The following is a 21854-nucleotide window of genomic DNA, read 5'->3' on the forward strand; positions in this document are numbered from 1 at the left end:
GCGGGTGTAGCGCATGTGCTAGGGCCGAGCCACCTGAAACCCAAGCTGGGGCCGCGCAGCCGCCGTGTATGAATTAAAACTGGAAACTGCGCGCGACGTGCATGAGGTCGAGGCGCTGTTTGATCTTTGTTTTGCGCCGGGGCGGGAGGCCTTGTCTTCCTATCGGTTGCGGGATGATGTGCCCTCGGTTGCAGCGCTCAATCAGGTGGCGCGTGACCCTCACGGTATCCTTGCGGGGGCGATCAGGTTCTGGCCGGTCTCAGTCGGTCAGGCGGACGCGTTATTGCTTGGTCCGGTGGCGGTGCACCCGACCCGGCAGGGGGAGGGGTTGGCGGCCCAATTGATCCAGCATGCGATGGCGCGGGCCGCTGCACGACAATGGGACCGGGTCATGCTGGTTGGCGATGCGCCTTATTACGCGCGTTTTGGGTTTGAAAAATTGAGCGGCGTCGTGATGCCCCCACCCACCAATCCAGACAGGGTTTTGGGCCATGCGCTGACCCCTTCCGCCTGGGAGGGGATCGCCGGAGACGTTACCCGCTGGGCCGGCGGACGCGCATTGTCAGATTGAAATCCGTACGATTGGCCCCCACTTTGTCAGGTAAAGGGGCATGATCATGGAAGATATTTCAAACGTGGTGTTGATTGATGTCGAGGCGGAGCTCGATGCGCTTGCAGAGCGCTATCGGCGCGCGGGGGGCGGGGCAATTAATCTGCTGAACGTCATTGGCGGGCGTGCCGAAGGTCTTCTGGACAGGCTCCCCCAGGCGGCGCAGTCCGGGCTTCAGGATGCGACACGCCGGGCATTGGAACAGGCCCTGAAGGCGGCACAATCCAGCCGCGATGTCGTGCCCGACCAGAAAAGCTGGCTCAATACGACCGTTGGGGCTGCGATGGGCGCGGTTGGTGGCGTTGGAGGGCTGCCCACGGCGCTGGCGGAACTGCCTGTGACAACCACGCTTTTGCTGCGGATCATTCAGGGCGTGGCTGTGGAATATGATTTCGATCCGAACTCTGAAAGCGTGCAATTTGATTGCATTGAGGTCTTTGCCTCGGCCGGACCCCTCGCAGATGATGATGGTGCGGATCTCGGCTTTTTGTCGGCGCGTGTGACCCTTACGGGAGCCGCTTTACAAGGGATCATTGCGCGTGTCGCGCCCCGTCTGGCCACGGTCCTGGGACAGAAGCTCGCCGCCCAAACCGTGCCGGTGCTGGGGGCGGTTGCCGGAGCCGCGACCAACTATGCCTATACCAATTATTACCAGGAAATGGCGCATGTGCATTTTGGCCTGCGCAAGCTCGGCATTGACGCGGATGTGCCGGTGGAAACCCTGGCCGCACAACTACGGGCCCGGATGCAATCACGCGCGGTGCGCTAACTACCTACAGAAAAAGTGAAATCACAATATCCTGTGGGTATTTTCAATCTGAGGACCATAGATTGTTGGCAAGACAGTGCGATTCGGGCATATTTTACCTAAAAGGCAATCACTCCGTTCCCTGCTCTTATTTGTCGGCTTGCCCCGCGTATGATTAAACAATTGCCCATATCGCTCTCTGGTGCCCGGAAACGGGACGTGCGCACACAATTTGCAGCTTTGTGCTACCGGGTCAGGAAGGGCAAGATACAGGTTCTGATGATCACCTCGCGCGGTACGCAGCGTTGGATTGTACCAAAAGGTTGGCCGATGGACGGGCGCACGCCGACGGAATCAGCGATGCAGGAGGCCTGGGAAGAGGCGGGCGTGCGTGGCAAATCGGATGGGCGTTGCCTGGGTATTTATTCCTTCAGCAAGGACGCGGATGATCTGGGCGCGCTGCCCTGTCTGGCCATGGTTTACGCGGTGGACGTCGAGCATTTGGCGGATGAATTCCCCGAAGCAGGGCAGCGAAAGCGCAGCTGGATGAGCCGGAAAAAAGCCGCGCGTTTGGTGGAAGAGCCTGAATTGGCGAGCATTTTGCGCGACTTCGACCCGCGCACAGCCACCGGAAATCCTTGACGCCACAGCAAAAGCGCCCCATTTCGTAAAGGGAAGGTAAAGACTTACGGAGTATTTTGCGCCGGATGATCCAATATGCGCTTAAATGTGACAAGGAGCACGCATTTGACAGCTGGTTTCAATCGGCTGCAGCGTTTGATGCGCTGAAGTCGGGCGGCCATTTGTCGTGCGCGGTCTGCGGCAGCAGCGATGTCAGCAAGGCGATCATGGCACCGCGGGTGGCCACAGTGTCAGAGGAAAAGGCCGACAAACCGCTGCAGAAGGTCGAGACGGATCAGGAAAAGGCACTGACCGAACTGCGCCGCCACGTCGAGGAAAATGCAGACTATGTCGGACCGCGTTTTGCCGAGGAAGCACGCTCAATGTATCTGGGTACGACGCCGGAGCGTGCGATCTACGGGGAAGCCAATGGTGCAGAAGCCAAGGCATTGATTGAGGACGGGGTGCCGGTGGCGCCATTGCCGTTTTTACCGAACCGAAAGGCGAACTGACCGCATGACTGTTGTGATAACCGGGGCCAGCCGCGGCATTGGGGCGGGGCTGGCTGCCGCCTATGCTGCGCGCGGCGAGGATGTGATCGGAACAACCCGCACCGGGGCGCATGCGCTTGAGGTCACTGATCCGGCAAGCCACGCGGCGTTTGCGGCGGGTCTGCAGGGACGCGCGGTTGATTTGCTCGTGTGCAACGCCGGTGTTTACCTCGACAAGGACGAGGGTTTGGAAGGCGGATTTCCTGCTGATCAGTGGGCGCAGAGTTTCGCCGTCAACGTGACGGGCGTTTTCCTGACTGTGCAGGCGCTGTTGCCCAATCTGCTCGGGGCAGAGACCCCGAAGATTGCGGTCATTTCGTCGCAAATGGGATCATCCGAGCGCGCCCCGGGCGGCAGCTATATTTATCGTGCTTCCAAGGCGGCAGCGCTGAACCTTGGCCGTAATCTGGCGACGGATTTGAAATCCGAAGGTATCGCTGTGGGTATTTATCATCCGGGATGGGTGAAAACGGATATGGGAACCGCTTCGGCGGAAATCACCGTGGACGAGGCCGTTGATGGGCTCATGGCCCGGTTTGACGGGCTTGATCTTGCGCGTACGGGTGTCTTTGAAACCTGGGACGGGCGTCCCCACGCCTATTGATCTTGATCCAAAGGAGGCGGCTGGCGCCGCCACATGATGCTGTCAGCTGCGTCCCGCAGCTGGATGGCGCGTGTTCGATCCCGAAGGCGTATCATAAGTGTTCGGGGTGCCTTGTGTGTCGGCGCATCAGCGCGTAAACCCGCCGCGATCGATACAAGGGGCGCATCATGCCTGTTTTGGTGATGAAATTCGGTGGCACCTCGGTGGCCACGCTGGACCGCATTCGGCGGGCAGCGAAACGTGTAGGTGTCGAGGTCGCCAAAGGCTACGATGTCATCGTTATCGTCTCCGCCATGTCCGGCAAAACCAATGAGCTGGTGGGCTGGGTGGGGGAAACCTCTCCGCTTTATGATGCGCGGGAATACGATGCGGTGGTCTCCTCCGGTGAGAATGTGACCGCGGGCCTGATGGCGCTGACGCTGCAGGAGATGGATGTACCCGCGCGCAGCTGGCAGGGCTGGCAGGTGCCGGTCAAAACGACCTCGGCGCATTCCGCGGCGCGGATCGAGGAGATCCCGCCCGAAAATATCATGACCAAATTTGCGGAAGGCATGCGCGTGGCGGTGGTGTCAGGTTTTCAGGGGGTCAGCCCGGAAGGACGGATCACCACGCTTGGGCGGGGCGGCTCCGACACCACGGCGGTGGCCTTTGCCGCGGCTTTTGAAGCGGAGCGTTGTGACATTTATACGGATGTGGACGGGGTTTATACCACCGATCCGCGGGTCTCGGCAAAGGCGCGTAAACTCGACAAGATCGCCTTTGAGGAGATGCTGGAGCTGGCCTCGCTGGGGGCAAAGGTGCTGCAGACACGGTCGGTTGAGCTGGCCATGCGCTACAAGGTGAAGCTGCGCGTTCTGAGCAGTTTCGAAGAGCAATCAGATGACGCTGGCACATTGGTCTGCGATGAGGAGGAAATCATGGAAAGCAATGTTGTGGCCGGTGTGGCCTTTTCACGCGATGAGGCCAAGATGACCCTTGTGAGTGTCGCGGACCGTCCCGGGATCGCGGCAAGCATCTTTACCGCGTTGAGCGAAGGCGGGGTAAATGTCGATATGATCGTGCAGAACATCTCCGAGGAAGGGCGCACCGATATGACCTGGTCCTGCCCCACCGATCAGGTGGCACGGGCGCAAAAGGCTGTCGCGGACGCCAAGGCTGAGGGCATCATCAATTACCATGAGGTGATTGCCGACACCGATGTGGCAAAGATTTCCGTGGTGGGCATTGGCATGCGCAGCCACACGGGGGTTGCCGCAAAGATGTTCCAGGTACTGAGTGCTGAAGGCATCAACATCAAGGTCATTACCACGTCGGAGATCAAGATTTCTGTTCTGATCGACCGGAAATACATGGAACTTGCTGTGCAGGCACTGCATGATGCCTTCGAGCTGGAAAAAGCGGCCTGAGCGGCACAGCATGTGCGGATAACTGGCTGATTTGGGAGGATCGCACGCGTGGCTGAACGTCTTGAGACCGGCTCGCGGAAGCTGCTAGGGCGGCTGCGAGACGCGATGGCGGGCGATGTCGAAGGACAGGCACGTCTGAACAGGATTACCAATTTGATCGCCGACAGCATGGGCTGTGAGGTCTGTTCGATCTATCTGTTCCGCGACGAAGACACCCTGGAGCTTTGTGCGACGGAAGGTCTCAATCAGGATGCGGTGCACCAGACCCGGATGAAGCTCGGCGAGGGCCTTGTGGGCATGGTGGCGCGCAGGCGTCAGGTCGTGAATACGGCGGATGCGCCGCAGACCAAGGGCTTTCGGTATATGCCGGAGACCGGCGAAGAGGTCTATTCCAGCTTTCTGGGCGTGCCGGTGCAGCGATTGGGCGAAGCGCTGGGCGTATTGGTGGTGCAATCCAGAAACGCCCGCGAGTTCCTGCTGGATGAGGTCTATGCGCTGGAAGTCGTGGCGATGGTTCTGGCGGAAATGACGGAACTGGGCGCCTTTGTCGGTGAAGGGGCTGCGATGTCTGCGCGGCATTCGCAACCCGCAATGTTCCGCGGCACGGTCGGGCAAGAAGGTGCCGCTGAAGGGCATGTCTGGCTGCATGAACCGCGGGTGGTGGTCACGAACCCGATCGCGGATGATCCGCAGCGGGAGTTGGAGCGCCTGCGTGAGGGTGTGGAAGATCTGCGCGTCGGTGTCGACAAGATGCTGGAAATCGCTGGTAGCCATGACAAGGATCAGCAGCAGGTTCTGGAAGCCTACCGCATGTTTGCCAACTCCAAGGGCTGGATGCGGCGCATGGAGGAAGACATCGCGAATGGCCTGTCCGCCGAAGCGGCCGTGGAAAAAGAACAATCGCTGGCTCGGGCCCGCATCGGTCAGGTCACCGATAATTACCTGCGGGAGCGTTTGAGCGACCTTGATGACCTCAGCAACCGGTTGCTGCGCATTCTGACCGGGCAGGGGGCGGATACAGGTGCGGAAATGCCGGCCGATCCGATCCTGATTGCGCGCAACATCGGTCCTGCGGAGCTTTTGGAATACGGGCGGTCGCTCAAGGGCATCGTGCTCGAAGAAGGCTCCGTCGGCAGCCATGCCGCCATTGTGGCCCGCGCCCTGGCCATTCCTTTGGTAGTTCATGCGAGCCGGGTGACCACCGAAGCGCTGAATGGTGATCACATCATGGTCGATGGTGAGCAGGGCATCGTGCATCTGCGCCCGGATGATACCGTGGTCACCGCGTTTCGCGACAAGATCGCCATGTTGGCTGCTGCGCAGGAACGGTATGCCTCCATCCGCGACAAGCGCGCGGAAACGCTGGACGGTGCCGTCGTCTCTTTGCACATGAACGCAGGTTTGATGGCGGATTTGCCGTCATTACCTAACTCGGGGGCCGAAGGCGTTGGCCTTTTCCGGACCGAACTGCAGTTTCTGGTGCGTAATCAGATGCCACGGCGTGCTGAACTGGTGGCGCTCTATGCACGGGTGCTGGACGCCGCGCGGGGCAAGCGTGTGGTGTTCCGAACCTTGGACATCGGTTCCGACAAAGTGCTGCCCTATATGAAGCCCAACGATGAGCCAAACCCGGCCTTGGGCTGGCGTGCAATCCGTGTGGGGCTCGATAAACCGGGCATCATGCGGATGCAATTGCAGGCGCTGATCCGGGCCGCAGACGGGCGGCCTTTGACCGTGATGTTCCCTTTTGTAGCGCAATTCGAAGAATATCGCGCAGCGCGCAAACTGATGGAAAAGACCCTCGCGGCGGAAGCGCGTCTGGGTCATGTCCTGCCGGAATCCATTGAGGTCGGGGCGATGCTGGAAACGCCGAGCCTTGCCTTTGCGCCGATCAAGTTCTTTGAGGAAGTTGATTTCCTCTCGATTGGTGGCAATGACCTCAAGCAGTTCTTCTTTGCCGCTGACCGTGAAAACGAGCGTGTGCGACGTCGCTATGATACGCTGAACGTCTCCTTCCTGAGCTTCATCGAGGGGATCGTCGAACGCTGTGCGCTCACCAATACGCCTGTCTCATTTTGCGGTGAAGATGCCGGGCGTCCGGTCGAAGCCATGTGCCTTGCCGCTGTTGGTTTGCGCAGCTTGTCGATGCGCCCTGCTTCCATCGGGCCGGTCAAAAGCCTGCTAAGGCGCAGCAACCTGCAGGAGGTGCGCAAGGTCATTTCTGATGCGCGGCATCGGGGTGAGATGTCGGTGCGCCCTTCGGTGATGGAGTGGCTGCGCAATCAGGGGTAGGGCCTGCGACATTCGGGTAGCGATTATCCGGCTTTAGACTTGACCGGATCGGAGGAGACGCTTGGCTTCGCTCGTGGTTTTCAATCTGCGCCGCAACAACTGCCATGCGTAGGGGGCCCCGGCGTCCGACGCAGAGTCCTCAAAGCTGTCTCTCACCACGATCCGAGTGATTGATGAAAACCCGGGTTTGCACTGCGAGAACTCGAATGATTGCTTCACGGTATTTTTGTTCTCGGACCACGAGGTCATCATGAGGCATTCGCAACCATGGTTCTGGCCGCGCGCCCGGCAGAAACGATATAATCGGGGTCGTGATGAACGAGCACAGTGGAAAACGCCCCGTCCATGAGCAGAACGACATGCCTGGACAGCTCGTGCGGGTTATCCGAGTTTCGAGCCCGGAATTCTTCGTAAAGCCAAGCTTCGAAGTTTTTTTTGTGCGCAGCCCCGACTTTCATGGCTGGGTGGCCCGGCATGTTTGCCAACTCGGCCGCCGTTCGCAAAAAGCCGCAGCCTTTCCATTTGGGATGATGAGCAGATTGCGCCAGGTTCAGGAAAATCGCCTCAACCTTGTCCGCAAGCTCCCCCTCTGCCTCGTCAAACCACTTTCTGAAGAGTGCCAGATTAGGCTGGTCGCGCGACGCCAGATAGGCCGCAATCAGATCGTCCTTGCTCTTGAAATGATAGTAAAGCGTCTTCTTCGTGATACCAGCTCTTGCGGCAATGGCATCCACGCTCACAGCACGAATGCCCTCGCTATAAAACAGCCGGTTCGCCGCATCCAGGATACGGTCTTTTGCGGAGGGGGTTTCTGAGGCCATACCTATGTATACTACTCAGTGAGTATACGTCAAATTCAAATCTCGGTAGGATTCTCGAAATCCAACGGAGATCCTCATGCCTGAGCTAATAACATATGACAAAAAAGGGGCGATTGCCCTTCTCACCCTGAACCGGCCCGAGAAACTGAACGCGCTCAATTACGCAACAAACGACCAATTACTCGCGTTGCTTGAATCAATAGAAACCGACCCGTCCATACGCGCGGTTGTCCTTACCGGTGCAGGCGAGCGTGCGTTTTCGGCGGGTGGGGACATTTACGAGTTTACCGAAAGTGTCAAAGCGGGGATCGACGTCGCCGTCAGGGATTTCTGCAAAAGGGGGCAGACCATGACCGCCCGACTGGAAACCTTTCCCAAACCCATTATCGCCGCCGTCAACGGAATTGCTTTCGGAGGTGGATGCGAGATCACAGAGGCCGTTCATCTGGCCGTGGCAAGCGAAGAAGCCCTTTTTGCAAAGCCAGAGATAAACATCGGGATACCGCCAACATTTGGCGGAACGCAGCGGTTGCCGCGTTTGGCGGGGCGAAAGCGCGCGCTGGAGCTGCTTCTGACCGGAGACACCTTCTCCCCCCAAAGGGCGTATGAGATGGGGCTGGTGAACAAAGTGGTTCAGCATGACAAGCTGCTGCCAACCGCGTTTGATCTGGCAGAACGTATTATCCGTCACTCACCCCTCGCCGCGTCGCGGATCATCACCGCCGTGACCAGAGGGATCAACACGACAATCGACGAAGGGCTGCTCATCGAGCGCGAACAGTTTGCCAGAATGGCTGCGACCGATGATGTTCATGAAGGTTTGAGTGCGTGGATCAACCGGCGGGCACCGCAATACACGGGAGCATAGCGGATACTCGCGCGACGTGAGGTCTGATGAAGAAAGGCAGCGACGCCAAGAAGCAAGCGTCAGAACCTTCGTGGAAGGTATCAGAGAAATGTTTGCGGCAAAGGTGGAAAGAGGGCAGGCTCCCGCGACCGATCTTGGCGAGTGCATTGATCTTCTGGGCGCCGCAAACTGGTCAGTCAAAGAACGGACGACCTCATCACCCGCAACGATCCCCGGCCTTTGGCATATGCAGGATGCACTTGCGGCCGCCTATGCTGAGGGCCTGCGTCCCATCGTGGATGCCTTACGGCTTTGCATCGGCGTCATATTGCAATTTCGGCAAAGTTGCGCCGGTCCCGGCAGGGGCAAATTGATCAAACCCCACAGCGGCCTATACATCCAATCAACAGCATTTCACCCCAGCCCGGTGAGGCCCCTACATGAAAATGACCGACCATACATCATCCAACGCCTTGGAAAACCATAGCACAGGACGACAGACTGTGTTCCCGAAACCATCGCGCCGCGCCGTCCTTGTCGGATCGGCGGCGTTTCTGGCTTTGGGTCTTTGGGACTGTGCCAGGTCCCGCACCACACCTGCGGCGCCCATGACCTTCGAGGGGCTCATCGAAAAGGCTCGCAACGCGGCCACTCAACCATTTCAGCCAGCCACCATCCCCGCGCCCGACCTTATCGAGAAGCTGGACTACAGCGCGCACTGGCAGATCCAGTTTCGTGAAGATGCAACGCTTTATGTCGGGAGAAACAGAGCGCCTGTGCAGTTTTTCCACCCGGGCCGCTACTTCCCCGAACCTGTTAAGATCCTCATTCGTGACCAGGCAGGCACCGCGCATGAGGTGCCGTTTGGCCCCGAGTTTTTCTCGATGCCGGAGGACAACCCCGCGCGTGATCTGCCCGAAGGGTTCGGCTTTGCCGGTTTCAGGATCATGCGGCCGGGTCTTGAGCCCGATTGGATATCGTTTCTGGGCGCCTCCTACTTCCGCACGGATGGGCCTGAGGCGCAGTATGGGCTGTCAACGCGCGGCATCGCCGTCAATACCGGGCTGGACATGCCGGAGGAGTTTCCCCGGTTCACCGCGTTCTGGCTCGGCCCGCCCGAAGCCGAGAATGAAGAGCTCTCGGTCTGGGCAGAGCTGGATGGCCCCTCGATCACCGGTGCCTACCGGTTCGGTCTGGTCCGCAATGCGGCGTTTGGCGGGCATCTGACACGCATATCCGCCCATCTCTTCCTGCGGGAGGGGATCGAACGCCTGGGCGTGGCGCCGCTCACCAGCATGTATTGGTATTCGGAGCGCGATCGCGCCGGAGGTGACGATTGGCGCCCCGAAATCCACGACAGCGATGGCCTCGCCATGGCGACAGGAAACGGCGAGCGGATTTGGCGCCCGCTGAGCAATCCTGAAAGCGTGACGACATCGAGTTTCATGGACGAAAACCCCGCCGGGTTCGGGCTGATCCAGCGCGACCGTACTTTCGAAAACTATCAGGACGACGGCGTTTTCTACAATCGCCGCCCCTCCGCCTGGATCAGACCGATCGGCGATTGGGGACCCGGGCAAGTACAGCTCGTTCTGATCCCGACAGGTGACGAAACCTTTGACAACGTCGTCGCATATTGGGTGCCGGACGGCACAACGGAAAAGGGCGCGGCTTTCCATTTCGACTACGAGATCGAATGGCGCGAAACCGACCCACTGCCTGATGGGGTGGCCCGTGTCATCGCCACGCGTCAGGGGGAGGGCGGCGTGCCGGGTGATCCGCTGCCCGAAGGCGTCGCGAAGATGGTCGTCGATTTTGAGGGGCCATCCCTGAATGGCCTTAATCGCGACAGCGGGGTGGTTCCGGTCATCGATGCCGTGAATGGCCGTATCCTCGAACCGATTGACGCCTATCCTGTTGTTGGAACGGATCATTGGCGGCTGATGTTCGATTTCGAACAAACGGGGCCTGAGCCCGTCAGTCTGCGCGCCTACCTGCAACACAAGGAACGCGCATTGACTGAAACCTGGCTGACGGATGCCTGGGTGGAGCGTGGTGGCGAGGGCTAAGCCGCCTGTCCACCTTGATGCCGCGGCGTCGTACCTGAATTAGCTGCTGTTGAGGCGGGTCAGACCCATATCTGCCCCTGGCGCCGCGCGGCGCTGGTAGAGGGACCAGAATTTGCTGACCCTTGTAAGTCTGAAGTGGCGCTCAAGGTAGGGCCCGTAGATCTGCTCCATCTTTTTGGTCGTCCCATCCGCAATAGGTTGCGTTGGGATCATGACCACATCAACACCGCCCAGCATCTCTTCAGCGGGCAGGTGGAACTCCAGATCAAAGTTGCGATTAGAATGCATCCAGGCGGGGCCGCCCTCCGGCGGCGGCAATCCTGCAAGCGACGTGAAGGGGCTGACGAAATCCATCACGAGAACCCGCGACGCCGATGAATTGAGCGAGGCAAGCAGCGCCGATCCGCTGGCAAGGGTCTCTACATAGTCGCTGTAAAAGTCGAAGTGATACTCGTCGAGAAGGTTGACGATCCGCAAATCCTTGCCATTCGGCGTTTCAAGCGCGACGCCCGCCTTTGTTGTGGCAATTGCAGTATGAACGCCAATCGCGGCAGCCGAAGACAGCGCGATGGGCAAAAGCAGCACCATAACGGCAAAGGGCACGCCCTGGATGACCGTCTGCATCTTCCGCGATGGCGCGGGGTGCTGATCGCGGAGAAGTATCTCTGCTGCGACAGCGGCCCCGACCAGCATGCTGACGATCCCGATGATCTGGAAATTCTGGTTGAGCAGCGCAAAACCCGCCGCCCCGCAAAAGCCGTAGAACAGAAAGTCCGTAAAGCGTGGTCGATGCCAGAGTGCCAGACCCGCGATCAGCACAAAAACCGCATATTCACCGGAGGTGTCCAGAAAGGAGCGCAGGTAAATGCCAGGCTCGATGACACCGCTGACCTGTGTGGCGACCAGCAAATCGGTAATATACGCCTGCGTACCGCCCCAGAAAGCCTCAACCACCAGCCCGATCAGGACGCATAAGCCGATTGCGCCAAAAGCCCAGCGGCGCTGCGCCTGCTGCAGCAACACCAAGATCAGAAAGCTAAAGGCAACCACACCGTAGGTCATCTTGGTGTAGGTCAGCATCATCGTCAGTATGGCCGCCGCTGCGGCATCGAGCCAACCTTGCCCCCGCACCGCGCGCTCAGGCCGCAGGTGCATGACGAGCAGAATGCCCAGCAGGACCCAGCCGATACGGTTGTAGAACATCGCAAACGAGATCTTCGAAGGGATCTCGCCGGTATTCATCGGTGTGGCGAGCAGGAGCACGAAGAAGATGGCAAGCGGGACACCAATCAGCGGGCGCATCCTTGATCGCAAGACATGGATCATGATCGGCGCTGTCACCAGCATCAGCGCGGCCATACCGACCGGCATCGCCATACCGAGCCGTCCGGTCAGCCAGTATCCAAACCCAGGCATGTAGTAGTTGATTGGCCCTAAAGCGGTGTGAAAATCCTGGTTCGGCACCTGACCGTGAACCACCCGATATGCACCGTCGAGGAAAATCAGAATGTCGTTGAAATACATTGATGTTGCGGTCGTTCCCGGCAGAACCAAAAGAACGCTGCACATCACCGTGGTCACAAGCGTGGCCAGCGCAATGGGTGAGAAAAGACCGCTTATCCTGGACACCTGTGTCACCTCAAACTTTCAGCTTCTTGAAAACCAGCTCCGATGCAGTTTTCAGAATACCGACAAAATCCATGCCTGCCCTGCGGCTGTTGTTGCTCAAAGCTGGGCATCCTATCGACTTTTGCTGGATCGAAAATACATGCATCTTTCTGATAGTTCCTGTTGCATGACGTAATCTCGGCGACCGACGCGCCGGTCGCACACTTAAGTTCCGGTTCCACATCTGCGGTGTTCCTGACCGCCCAACCCATCCAAAAGCCTTGCGCGGCGTTGCCACGACACGCGGTTGATGACACGGTTGCAAAACCATCCTCGTAAAACCAAAAAGGTTGCAAACCGGTTCCACGAGCAGGTTTCGCATCGGCAGGGATGTGCCCAATTGAGAGGGCGATCGGCGGCAGAAGGCCGGAAAACGGGCCCCAACGACACTCACCCGGCAGAACGGATTGCCTGTGGGGCATCCCAAACCCTATCTAAACTTCAGTGTATCTCGGGATTCATTTCTCAGGGTGGCGACGCGGTTTAGCTCGCCAAATCGATTGCGCGTCAGGACATGCTCCAGCGCTGGCTGCGCACCCATCTGCAGACGTGATCCAAATACATCAAGCACCGTGGCACCGCTAACGGCTGGGAGGAATGTGATGAAAATACGAAATCGGCAAAGGCCCGTTAGCTTAAGGCGCTGGGGCATCGCAGCACTTGCCGTGCTGTCGATCTGCGCTGGTGCGGTGCTCCTGATGATAAAGCTGGACTTCGAAAATGTCGCACGCAGCGGCATCAATCACGAGATCGGGCGTATGGTCGGCGAGGATTTGAAATTGCGTGGTGATGCCAGGGTGTCGATACGCCCGGATTTTCGTGTTGTGGTGACGGACCCGATTTTTGCAAGCGTCGATGGTGGCGGACCTAAAGACTTTCTGAATGCGTCGCGGATCGAGGCGGGGCTCAGGATAGCGCCGCTGTTACTGGGGCGCGAGGAAATCGCGAGCCTACACCTGCACGGGCCTCACATCTCAATGGATCACATTGACGCGCCGGTTTTCCTGGGGCCGGGAATGCCTGGAACAGACAAGACCAACACGGAGGGCCGGAACACACCAGTGACCATCGGCATCACGGAGGGCACCCTTGAATTCGCCGGTGACGCCGTCATCTCCGATCTGAACCTTTCCATTCGTCCCCTGACGGCGTCGGCGGGGATCTCTGTGAAAGGTGATTTCGTCACAGGGGCGCGCCGAACCTTCGTGGAACTGCAGTTGGACGATCCGCAAACCCTTTTTTCAGAAGGCGGGAGCAAGGGCACATTGTCTTTCGGCTTTGACACAATGGCGGCATCCGTTGAAGCTGATCCATCGGGCGCCGCATCCGAAAGCCGCGTTTTCACCGAACTGCGGCGTGTCCTTGATTACCTGAACCTATTCGGATCAGGACCCTTGCTGATTGATGGGCACTTTGCTGTAATGCCCGGAGCGATCAGGGTTTCGAATGCAACTTTCTCGAAAGGTGGCATCGCATTGCAGGGCGATCTAGACCTGCGCACCACCGCAGACACACCGATTTTTCCGCAAGTGCAGATGCTTCAAGTTTCGGCCGACACAGTGCTTTCCGAGGCGGTGCACAAGATAAGTTCGGGCAACTGGTCAGCGACACCGATCACCACAAGCTGGCTCAACGGATTGGAAATCGATCTTGATCTGGAAGGTCGGGATATCGCGGTCGGCGGTGCCGCATTCGACGCCGTAGCCATTTCGCTCCATACGCGTGACTACAACCTGTCGCTCGATGTGGCTGCGCAAAGCGAATCGCTTGGTCGGCTTGAGGCAAGAACCGCGATCAACCCCGCGGCAGAGGTCACGCTGTCGGCCAGCCTCTCCGATGCATCGGTCAGCGAGATCATGCAACCGATATCCCGCAGAATGCAGGCCCGGTTGATTGGCACGCTGCCAATGCCCGAGGGCGCGCTCAACGCCGAACTCAAACTGGCGGGGCAGGGTGAAACGGCCGGTGAGATCTTTGAAAGCCTTGCCGGTTGGGTAACCGCCTCGATGGTGAACGGCAGCCTGACGGGGGCCGATGTGACAGCAACTCTTGAGACACTGGCGCAGGGCCGTCAGTTCATGACCAAGGAAAAAGGCCCGCTCATTCCTGCCGCTGGCCGGACCCAATTCGACCTTATCGAGGGTCAGGTTGGTATCGAGGCCGGAACCGTTCAGATTTCGCGGCTGAATATCGTGGGCGAACGGCTCGAGATCGACATGCTGGGCGAAGTCGGCCTGAAAAGCGGCGCGATGTATGTCATGGGCAACGCCCAGCTGTTCGCCACACCAGAGCCCGAAACAGAGCAGGTCGCCAGAAACGTCGATCTGCCCTTCGGGATCGGCGGGACGGTCTTTTCTCCTATGCTCGCTGCTGGCGTGCCGCAGTTTGAAATCGCGACGCGCAGCACCGTCGCGCCCTTAACACGACCAGGCAGCACCATCCGAAATTAGGTCCAGTGTTCCGATGCCGGATGGCAGTTGCCCAAGGGTGTGATTGCCGAACAGGTCATGTGAAGCGAGAACGAGATGTCCACCAGCGCCCCGACCTCCCATCGACCCGCCTACCAGAGCCCCTGGTTGGTCATCGCAATTTTTCTCTTCTGGCTGACCTACTATGCAAGCCTTCTCTTTCCCGGGCTCGGGGGAATGCTGAATGCGGGGGATTCCGCCAAGTTCCAGACCCTGGGTCATACCTCCATTCTCGTCCATGGGCCGGGATACCCGTTTGTCCTGATGATCGGGACGGTCGTGCGGGCGCTGGATTTACCGTTTGAGCCCTGGCGCGTCATGACCATTGCCCTGGCTTCGCTGCCCGGCGCGCTGGCGAATGCGATGGCGTTCCTGATCGTTGGACGGCTGACCCGTAGTGCTCTCTTTGGCGTTTCGGCCGCATTTCTGCTGGGCAGTGCCGGTCTGATGGCCGTGCAATCGACCGAGGCAGAGGTCTATCCCCTTGCACTTGCCTTCATCCTTTCGGTCGTGTTTGCGCTGATCCTCTTCATCGAGACAAAGCGGCCCTCCTATTTCATCATTGCCTGCGCGATCTACGCGCTGTCTTTCGGTAATCACCTCATGATGGTCATGCTGGCGCCGATTGGCCTGCTGGTGATGGCCACCCACCACCGCATTCTCTTGCGCCCGCGTGTTCTGCTTGCGGTTCTGGCGTTGCTCTTGGCCGGGGCGAGCCAGTATCTCTATCTGGCCTGGGTCACGCAGGCCCCATCGACCGCATATTCTGAATACCTGCCGCTGCCGCCGACGACATCGGAGCTGATCGACTACATCGCGGGGACCTACTTCGGCGATCTCTACGGCTCGGGCTTGCAATCCTTGCAGACCGCCTCGGTCCTGATGGGTACGCTCAGCCAGGCCCATCCGATGATCTCGCTGCCCCTCATCGGGCTTGGCCTGTTGGCTTTCGTGGCTGGCTGGCGTGGCCGCAATGCGGGCTGGATGGGCATCGCGCTTGTTCTGGGCACCGCATTGGCCTTCCTGCCGTTCATGATCTGGTATGGCGCCTACGACATTCAGGCCTTCCATCTGCCGGTGCTCGGCCCGCTTCTCATCGGTGCAATCGCAGCGATTGGCTGGTGGCTCGCGGGCTGGCCGAGGTTGCGACCTTGGCTTGGCGCGCTGCTTCTGGCCTTTGGCGTCCTGCGCACGGGTGAAATGGCAGGCTATCTGAGCGCCCGCGAACCCGACTACGCGGAACTGGTGAAAACACTGGACGTGGTGATGGCCCAGTCACCCGTCGATAATCCTGTCGTTTCCATGTCCTATGGTCTTCGAATGGCCACGCTCTATCACGAGTTGCTGGGGGACATACCTGCGCCTGCGATCTACCGCGTCACCTGGCGCACCGAAGATGCGATATCGGATCGCGATCCGTTGGAGCCGGTGGGGGGCATCGTCATTCCGACCGATGGAGAACAGATGTTGCGATGGATCGAACACCGCAATCCGCATCTGTCTTGCTCGACACTTCCGATTGAGCAACCGGGCCCTGTAACATGGCCCGCCTACGGTTTTGTCTGCGACCCGGCGGATACGTCGGCCAAATTACCAGGCAACTGAGCGCGCCGATATTTGGGCGAGGCGCCGCCCATAGGCATATTTTAGCCGTCAATCAAGATTTCTTACACTGCGTCATATGAGCAAAAACCCGCTTGATTTGCCGGCGCGTTCGCATCAAACATGGTTAACGGCTGTCGTACCGATTGGGAAAGCACCCGAGAAGTCCCGAATTCACAAGTGTCCCTGTTAACGAAGGTGCGTTACATTGCGTGTATCCTCTGCCCTGGCTGGCGTTTTTCTCTCCGTTTTCCTCTTCTCCTGTACCGCGCCCTTGCCGATGGCAATCGCCGAAATTGAGAATATGGATAGTGTCGATGTCATGGCGTTGTCGGAGGTTCAACAGCCGGAGGAGCTGTCGGAAACATCTGTCCCGCTCGGGTTGCGCATCGTGGATACCGAGGTCGTAAATCAACTGACGGGATCAAAATCCGCGAATGCCACCGACACGCGCTGGAACGTGCACGGTACCGACCTGGGCCATATGTTCACCCACAAGGACCAACTGTACATGGTTTTCGGTGACACCTACGGACCGGATGGTGGCGATTGGCGCAGCAATACCATTGCTCGGATCGCGGATCCCGACCCCGCGAAGGGTTTTTCCATCGCCGCCATGGTCGAAGGCGCGACGGGCGCCGCAAAAGAAATCATCCGTTCGGCGAAGGTGCCGGGCTTTGAATGGACCGTCATCCCGACAAATGGCATCTCGCTTGGAGACCGGATGGTCCTTCACTACATGTCTGTGCGCATGTGGGGCGCTGACGACAAGTGGTATGTACGCCGCTCGGGCCTCGCCTATTCCGATGACGACGGTCAGAACTGGACGCGGTCCGAAACAGCGATCTGGCCTGCGGGCACGGGCTTTGAGCAGGTGGCCTATGTCGAAAACGCGGGAATGATCTATGTGTTCGGCATCCCGCAAGGGCGTTTCGGTGGCGTGCGGCTCGGTCGCGTGACGCCTGAGGACGTGCTCGATCCCACGGCATACAGCTATTGGGACGGTCAGGCCTGGTCGACCAATGTGCACGCGGCCAAAGCAGTGGTTCCAGCCCCCGCGGGCGAGCTATCGGTGGCGTGGAGCGATGCGCACCAGTCTTGGCTGATGATGTATCTGGAGCCCGTTGAAAGAGCGGTCATTCTGCGAACTGCGCCAACGATGACCGGCCCCTGGAGTGCCCCTCAGATCGTTGCGCATGCCGATGACTATCCTGGCCTCTACGCGCCCTACATCGTCCCGGGCCTGGACATCGACGACGCTGTCTATTTCACGATGTCGCGTTGGAAGCCTATCTACAACGTCTTCTTGATGAAGGCTGAACTAGAAACTCAGGCCCTGGACCTCGCAGCCGTCGAGACGGCTGAGCCGGACTTCAGGTTGAACCAGACTGAACGGTAACTTTCTTACTAGGGCGACCCCTCCTATTGCAAGGGAACTGTTTCATTGACTTGGTAAAGACCACACATTTTATGGCGGATAGCTCTGCTGTGGGTAGGGCGAGGGCCAAGGGGAGGGCAGGGCCAGGAAATCCGGAACCGGAACAAGAACAGAACGAAGCATGAATGGGTAGGCAGGCGGGTAGAAACCATCTCTACCCAACCCCAGATGCGCGCTAAGTAATTGAAATTAAATGGAGGCGAGTACCGAAATCGAACCAGTGTACACGGATTTGCAAGAAGTAGACAGTCAAAGTCTGTCAGTCATTACAGTGGCTTACGCACTTAATACTTTGCCGTGTACATTTTTGTGGACAGAACAGTCCGCCAGTAGTCGAAAATAAAAAAGTTTAAGCCAAATTTTACTCAATGCGTCGGGGCTGTCAAATTCGGAATAGAGTACAGTCTAAATGGAAAAAGTGTCTCGCAAACGCAAAACATTCAAAGGGTTGCGATGCTTGAAAGTCAACGAGTAAGTAACCTCAGGAATTCGTTCTAGGCTCTTTCTGCCAGGCTATCTTGCAAAAACCGACGTTATTGCATCACGGAACGTTGGTATCAAAATACCTAGCATTAAAATTGAAACTACCATCACCCGATAGATGTTCTCCCGTGACTTTGCTCTTCGATTTGATAAGCCAATGCCAATAGAAGATGTTGGCGCGAGGGTGGGAAGAACTTTAATAAGTGTGAATAGTCCAATACAAAGAGATGCTAGACGTATCGTTACTCTACTATAACCCTGGTACCACAATGGCTGCTCCCGATCCAGAAGGTACCTAAAAAATGCGTCGAGCTTATTGGATACTCCATCGGTTTGAATTAGCTCATCAAGTGTTTCAGCTCGTTCCAAATATCGGTCTTCAAAATAAAAGTTGCTATATATGTCGCCAGCTACTGTCTGAATAAAGATAGCACCAGCAATCGACAAAGACATTACCCACCATTGATTACGAAAAACTGCGAGTGGTCTAAGTAAGCCGGATATCTGTGCATTAGGAACGTACTGTTCAAGTTCATGAAAAGAAGACTTCACCCAGTTCTCATCTGAGCCACTTACGGAAATCCTAATACTTGCAACTTTTACTTTCTCGGGGCTCTGTACATCGATTTCTAGCTTTTTCTCTGTTACGCACTTCAATTCGATCCTGCTACCGTTAACTTCTCCGTTCGGTTTTATGCCGAAAGATCTCCATTTCAATTTAATGCTTTCTGGCTCTTTCTTATCGCCAGCATTTTTGACAAAGGTCTCGAAGTTGTTGTGCTTCAACACAGTCAGATCTTGAAAACGTGTGGTTGCCTCAAAGTCAATATCACCGAAGTCTAGGTTTTCCGAAAGGCTGTTGGCGGCGACGCTAAACTTCGATAGGAATTCTTCGTCAACCTGGAAGGGGAAAACATAAGACTTCGCGTATTCAAATGGTTTAAAATCATCTTTTGCAATTCTGTCGAAAATCTTTAAAACTTGAGCCATGCGTTCGTCTTTGCCGTGAGGATGAACAAGCTGATTTCTATTACCTTCGCCTTCTGATATCATAAAACCTCACGTAATGCCTTCAGCACGGTCCAAATGGTTAGGGGGCATCGCTCTACGTCTCCCGAGATAGTGGTTACTCTTTCGGAACGGTAACGTGTGCACCTATCTTTGCCAAGCCTTCCAGTTGCGTATCATAGTGCTTCGAGTTCAAGAAAAGTCTGGAATGCGGCCTTGGATTGCTTCCCATTGCAGCAGTCCGAACACTATGGGGTTGTGATATAGGTCATAATTCGATTGCGTTCCGCAGCTGGTTCTCGTTCAAGTCGATGTAGCGCATCGTCGTGTTCAGGTGCTTGTGTCGAGCAAGAGCCTGTATGACCCGCGCATTGATGCCCTTGTCAGCAAGCTCTGTGAGGAACTGGCGACGTCCGCTGTGTGAACTAGCACCCTTGACGCCAGCAAGCTTGTAGAAGCGTGCGAACAGGTTGACGATTGTCTGTGCGCTAAAGCCGCCGCCCTTGGCGCTAAAAAATAGGGAAGCTGCTGGGCGGCTGACGTGACGCGGATACTGTGCCGCATATGCTGTCAGCGCCTTCGTCGCCCTTCGTCTGCTCCGCTGCCAGGTAGATGGTGTCTCTGACGCTGCCGTTGCCTTCAAACACGTCGCCGACGCGCAAGGCAGCAATCTCGCATGCGCGCAGCCCAAGTGCTTCCGTGCCATGGCGCACGCCGGTGTTGGCGAGGAACAGCACGTAGTTGCGCAGCACCTCTCGCGTGACTGCTGTCTTGGGGTTGTGCGTCTTTTTGTGCCATGTGCGCAGCGCCGTGTGGATTTTCTTGTATTCGGCGTCGGTGAAGCTGCCCCGGCTTTCGCTCTTGGTGCCTTTGTTCAGCAGGGTGGGGCGCATGGCTTTGACAATCCAGCCGTTCAACTCGGCTTCGTCCAGCACCCGGTTCAGAGCCGCGTTGTGGTTGTTGATGCCGCTCTGTGAGAAGGGCTTCTTGTTCCGTTTCGTCCGCCACTCATCGAACGCCTTGAGCGCCGCCAAGTCTATCTTCGCCACGTCGGTGTCGCCGAAGTAGGGGATCAGCCAGCGCCGCAGCGCCGAGTTGTAGTCTTTGTACGCCTGTTTGCCCCCGCCTTCGTCCAGCTCATGCTGCATCCGCCGGATGGCATGCACCGCCACGTGCTTGAATTTGCAAGTTTGCGCCGGAAGATTGTTCCGAACGCGCGCCTGTGTGTCGTGAAAAAGCTCCCACGCGCGCTCTGTCGCCAAGCTCAAGTCTTCGGTTTTTGTGCTGCGAACGACACCTTTGCCGTTCTCCAGCGTCATGCGCACGTACCAGTTGTCGCTGCCACGCCGCTTGTCGAGTTTCAGCTTTTTGTGGACGAATTTTGTGCGAACGCCGTAGCTCATAAACCGCAGTCATAGCCAAGTCTTTGTAAACATTTGGACAATAGCTAAAATTTAAGCTAAATGCGATCAGTTCAAGCGCAAACGGTGTGTACGAATTGTGCACAAAATGCGCGCGACTACATCTTGTGTCTGTTTAGCTGAATTGTGGGGAAAACCACAAAATATTGGAGGCGAGTGCGAGAATCGAACTCGCGTACACGGATTTGCAAGAGTAAGCATGTCGACGAAATTGAATGGTATTTTGTTTAGACATCAGCTTGAATTGTGAGGAACAAAGCCCGAATGTTTAGACGTCCTCGCCATCTCAGCATTATATTTGACTAACCGTTCCAAACTGTATCGCGCGCAAATTCCGGTTTCAGGCATTCAGTTTGTCCAAGGGGTCAGCGACAACCCCGGACCGGCGGGGAAGATCTATCTCTCCTGGCGGCGGGCGGTGGAGCGGCGGGTATCGATCAAAGGGCTGTAGCGGGCATTGCCAACCTTGGAAGCGAACCAGATCGCTATGTGGCTCGACACGGGGCAGGGGGCGCCGGCCCCACAGGCCGCGGCTGTGCTCCAAGCCGTGATTGAGGATCAACCCCGCGATCCCACCGCTGCGTTGATCCTGGCCGACGCGGCTTTGACGCAAGCGCTGGGTTGGACGCATGTCTTCCCGCTCTTGGCACTCGGTCTCACGCGCGGTGATCTGCTGAAAACGGACGAAGAACTGCGGCTGGCCTGCCATCGGGCGATCGCTGCAGCGGCAGGCGAGGCAACGCGGGAGGCGGCCGACCTGGCCCGACGCGCCGCGCGATTGGCCGGCGGCTGGGTGTTCCGGACGCGGCCGGTCTATGCCGCCGCGATTCGGGCTGCGGCGGATGTCGGCGAGCAGGACCTCGACTTGCGCGAATACGATGTCGCTGTGCTCGCCGCGATTGCTTATCACCAGCCGATCACACGAGACGGCCTGAAGGACATCTTTGGCAAGGAGATCAGCCGCGACCTGATTGGGCGGCTGCATGCGCAAGGTCTCATCGGCACCGGACCACGGTCGCCACGGCGTGGAGCGCCTTAAACCTACGTGACCACGGAGCAGTTCCTGGTGGCCTTCGATCTGGAGACGCTGCAGGACTTGCCGGATCGGGAGCAGTTGATGGATGCGGGGTTGGGGGCGTCCTAGTTGCGTGATGGTGTTTTGGTGGTACGCTTATCGGGCAAAAGGTGTGGCTTGTA

General features: G+C 57.8%; 18 protein-coding genes and 1 pseudogene. 13 read left to right on the forward strand and 6 right to left on the reverse strand.

Going from position 1 to position 21854, the window contains the following annotated elements; genetic code table 11:
* Positions 1–64: 64 nt before the first annotated feature.
* The 7 genes from Q1A63_RS12255 (at position 65) to ptsP (ending at position 6832) form a co-directional block, all read left to right on the forward strand.
* Positions 65–571, forward strand: a complete 507-nt coding sequence (locus tag Q1A63_RS12255; RefSeq protein WP_298972274.1) for an N-acetyltransferase — start codon at positions 65–67, stop codon at positions 569–571.
* A 46-nt stretch (positions 572–617) separates the two neighbouring features.
* Entirely contained in the window at positions 618–1379 is a 762-nt protein-coding gene (locus tag Q1A63_RS12260; RefSeq protein WP_299631744.1) for an EcsC family protein, read from the forward strand.
* A gap of 150 nt (positions 1380–1529) precedes the next feature.
* Positions 1530–2000 (forward strand): NUDIX hydrolase, encoded by a 471-nt coding sequence (locus Q1A63_RS12265; RefSeq protein ID WP_299631746.1) that lies wholly within the window; start codon positions 1530–1532, stop codon positions 1998–2000.
* Between the two features lie 65 nt (positions 2001–2065).
* On the forward strand, positions 2066–2491 hold the full coding sequence (locus Q1A63_RS12270; protein WP_299631748.1) for a DUF1178 family protein: 426 nt from the start codon (positions 2066–2068) through the stop codon (positions 2489–2491).
* Between the two features lie 4 nt (positions 2492–2495).
* Entirely contained in the window at positions 2496–3134 is a 639-nt protein-coding gene (locus Q1A63_RS12275; RefSeq protein WP_299631750.1) for an SDR family NAD(P)-dependent oxidoreductase, read from the forward strand.
* A gap of 167 nt (positions 3135–3301) precedes the next feature.
* The gene (locus Q1A63_RS12280) at positions 3302–4540 is read left to right on the forward strand and encodes an aspartate kinase (RefSeq protein ID WP_298972289.1); all 1239 of its coding nucleotides are present in this window, start codon (positions 3302–3304) and stop codon (positions 4538–4540) included.
* A gap of 48 nt (positions 4541–4588) precedes the next feature.
* Entirely contained in the window at positions 4589–6832 is a 2244-nt protein-coding gene (gene ptsP, locus Q1A63_RS12285; protein ID WP_298972290.1) for a phosphoenolpyruvate--protein phosphotransferase, read from the forward strand.
* 248 nt (positions 6833–7080) lie between these two features.
* Here the strand turns inward: ptsP and Q1A63_RS12290 are convergent, their stop codons facing one another.
* Positions 7081–7653 carry a TetR/AcrR family transcriptional regulator gene (locus Q1A63_RS12290; RefSeq protein ID WP_298972291.1) on the reverse strand — a complete coding sequence of 191 codons (573 nt, stop codon included), beginning with the start codon at positions 7651–7653 and terminating at the stop codon, positions 7081–7083.
* Between the two features lie 76 nt (positions 7654–7729).
* On the opposite strand from Q1A63_RS12290, the gene Q1A63_RS12295 reads away from it, so the two are divergent.
* Together Q1A63_RS12295 and Q1A63_RS12300 are read left to right on the forward strand one after the other, a co-directional pair.
* Positions 7730–8521, forward strand: a complete 792-nt coding sequence (locus tag Q1A63_RS12295; RefSeq protein ID WP_298972292.1) for a crotonase/enoyl-CoA hydratase family protein — start codon at positions 7730–7732, stop codon at positions 8519–8521.
* Between the two features lie 425 nt (positions 8522–8946).
* Positions 8947–10569, forward strand: a complete 1623-nt coding sequence (locus Q1A63_RS12300; protein ID WP_299631754.1) for a glucan biosynthesis protein — start codon at positions 8947–8949, stop codon at positions 10567–10569.
* A gap of 39 nt (positions 10570–10608) precedes the next feature.
* Here the strand turns inward: Q1A63_RS12300 and Q1A63_RS12305 are convergent, their stop codons facing one another.
* Both Q1A63_RS12305 and Q1A63_RS12310 read right to left on the reverse strand, forming a co-directional pair.
* Positions 10609–12198, reverse strand: a complete 1590-nt coding sequence (locus Q1A63_RS12305; protein WP_298972298.1) for a hypothetical protein — start codon at positions 12196–12198, stop codon at positions 10609–10611.
* 5 nt (positions 12199–12203) lie between these two features.
* Complete coding sequence (locus tag Q1A63_RS12310) at positions 12204–12659, reverse strand: hypothetical protein (RefSeq protein WP_298972300.1); 456 nt, start codon at positions 12657–12659, stop codon at positions 12204–12206.
* 180 nt (positions 12660–12839) lie between these two features.
* Between Q1A63_RS12310 and Q1A63_RS12315 the strand changes: the two genes are divergently transcribed.
* The 3 genes from Q1A63_RS12315 to Q1A63_RS12325 all read left to right on the forward strand — a co-directional run bounded on the left by Q1A63_RS12315 (position 12840) and on the right by Q1A63_RS12325 (position 17706).
* The gene (locus Q1A63_RS12315) at positions 12840–14687 is read left to right on the forward strand and encodes an AsmA family protein (RefSeq protein ID WP_298972302.1); all 1848 of its coding nucleotides are present in this window, start codon (positions 12840–12842) and stop codon (positions 14685–14687) included.
* Between the two features lie 75 nt (positions 14688–14762).
* Positions 14763–16310: a DUF2723 domain-containing protein gene (locus Q1A63_RS12320; protein WP_298972305.1), complete on the forward strand. Its 1548-nt coding sequence runs from the start codon at positions 14763–14765 to the stop codon at positions 16308–16310.
* Between the two features lie 205 nt (positions 16311–16515).
* Complete coding sequence (locus tag Q1A63_RS12325) at positions 16516–17706, forward strand: DUF4185 domain-containing protein (RefSeq protein WP_298972308.1); 1191 nt, start codon at positions 16516–16518, stop codon at positions 17704–17706.
* 552 nt (positions 17707–18258) lie between these two features.
* Here Q1A63_RS12325 and Q1A63_RS12330 read toward each other — a convergent pair.
* From Q1A63_RS12330 to Q1A63_RS12340, 3 genes are all read right to left on the reverse strand, one after another.
* On the reverse strand, positions 18259–19281 hold the full coding sequence (locus Q1A63_RS12330; RefSeq protein WP_298972311.1) for a hypothetical protein: 1023 nt from the start codon (positions 19279–19281) through the stop codon (positions 18259–18261).
* Between the two features lie 223 nt (positions 19282–19504).
* On the reverse strand, positions 19505–19810 hold the full coding sequence (locus Q1A63_RS12335; protein ID WP_298972620.1) for a tyrosine-type recombinase/integrase: 306 nt from the start codon (positions 19808–19810) through the stop codon (positions 19505–19507).
* Complete coding sequence (locus Q1A63_RS12340) at positions 19746–20639, reverse strand: hypothetical protein (RefSeq protein WP_298972314.1); 894 nt, start codon at positions 20637–20639, stop codon at positions 19746–19748. Before Q1A63_RS12340 ends, Q1A63_RS12335 begins: the two co-directional genes overlap by 65 nt.
* A 484-nt stretch (positions 20640–21123) precedes the next feature.
* Here Q1A63_RS12340 and Q1A63_RS12345 point away from each other — a divergent pair.
* Positions 21124–21801, forward strand: a pseudogene (locus tag Q1A63_RS12345) (SMC-Scp complex subunit ScpB).
* The last annotated feature ends 53 nt before the right edge of the window (positions 21802–21854 follow it).

Source organism: uncultured Roseobacter sp., from assembly GCF_947499265.1.
Classification (GTDB): domain Bacteria; phylum Pseudomonadota; class Alphaproteobacteria; order Rhodobacterales; family Rhodobacteraceae; genus Roseobacter.

Bases quoted from the DNA above. Each gene is read 5' to 3' on its own strand.
- Q1A63_RS12260 (WP_299631744.1), top strand. From the start codon at position 618: ATGGAAGATATTTCAAACGTGGTGTTGATTGATGTCGAGGCGGAGCTC.
- Q1A63_RS12265 (WP_299631746.1), top strand. From the start codon at position 1,530: ATGATTAAACAATTGCCCATATCGCTCTCTGGTGCCCGGAAACGGGAC.
- Q1A63_RS12270 (WP_299631748.1), top strand. From the start codon at position 2,066: ATGATCCAATATGCGCTTAAATGTGACAAGGAGCACGCATTTGACAGC.
- Q1A63_RS12275 (WP_299631750.1), top strand. From the start codon at position 2,496: ATGACTGTTGTGATAACCGGGGCCAGCCGCGGCATTGGGGCGGGGCTG.
- Q1A63_RS12280 (WP_298972289.1), top strand. From the start codon at position 3,302: ATGCCTGTTTTGGTGATGAAATTCGGTGGCACCTCGGTGGCCACGCTG.
- Q1A63_RS12290 (WP_298972291.1), bottom strand. From the start codon at position 7,653: ATGGCCTCAGAAACCCCCTCCGCAAAAGACCGTATCCTGGATGCGGCG.
- Q1A63_RS12295 (WP_298972292.1), top strand. From the start codon at position 7,730: ATGCCTGAGCTAATAACATATGACAAAAAAGGGGCGATTGCCCTTCTC.
- Q1A63_RS12300 (WP_299631754.1), top strand. From the start codon at position 8,947: ATGACCGACCATACATCATCCAACGCCTTGGAAAACCATAGCACAGGA.
- Q1A63_RS12310 (WP_298972300.1), bottom strand. From the start codon at position 12,659: ATGCCCCACAGGCAATCCGTTCTGCCGGGTGAGTGTCGTTGGGGCCCG.
- Q1A63_RS12315 (WP_298972302.1), top strand. From the start codon at position 12,840: ATGAAAATACGAAATCGGCAAAGGCCCGTTAGCTTAAGGCGCTGGGGC.
- Q1A63_RS12320 (WP_298972305.1), top strand. From the start codon at position 14,763: ATGTCCACCAGCGCCCCGACCTCCCATCGACCCGCCTACCAGAGCCCC.
- Q1A63_RS12330 (WP_298972311.1), bottom strand. From the start codon at position 19,281: ATGATATCAGAAGGCGAAGGTAATAGAAATCAGCTTGTTCATCCTCAC.
- Q1A63_RS12340 (WP_298972314.1), bottom strand. From the start codon at position 20,639: ATGAGCTACGGCGTTCGCACAAAATTCGTCCACAAAAAGCTGAAACTC.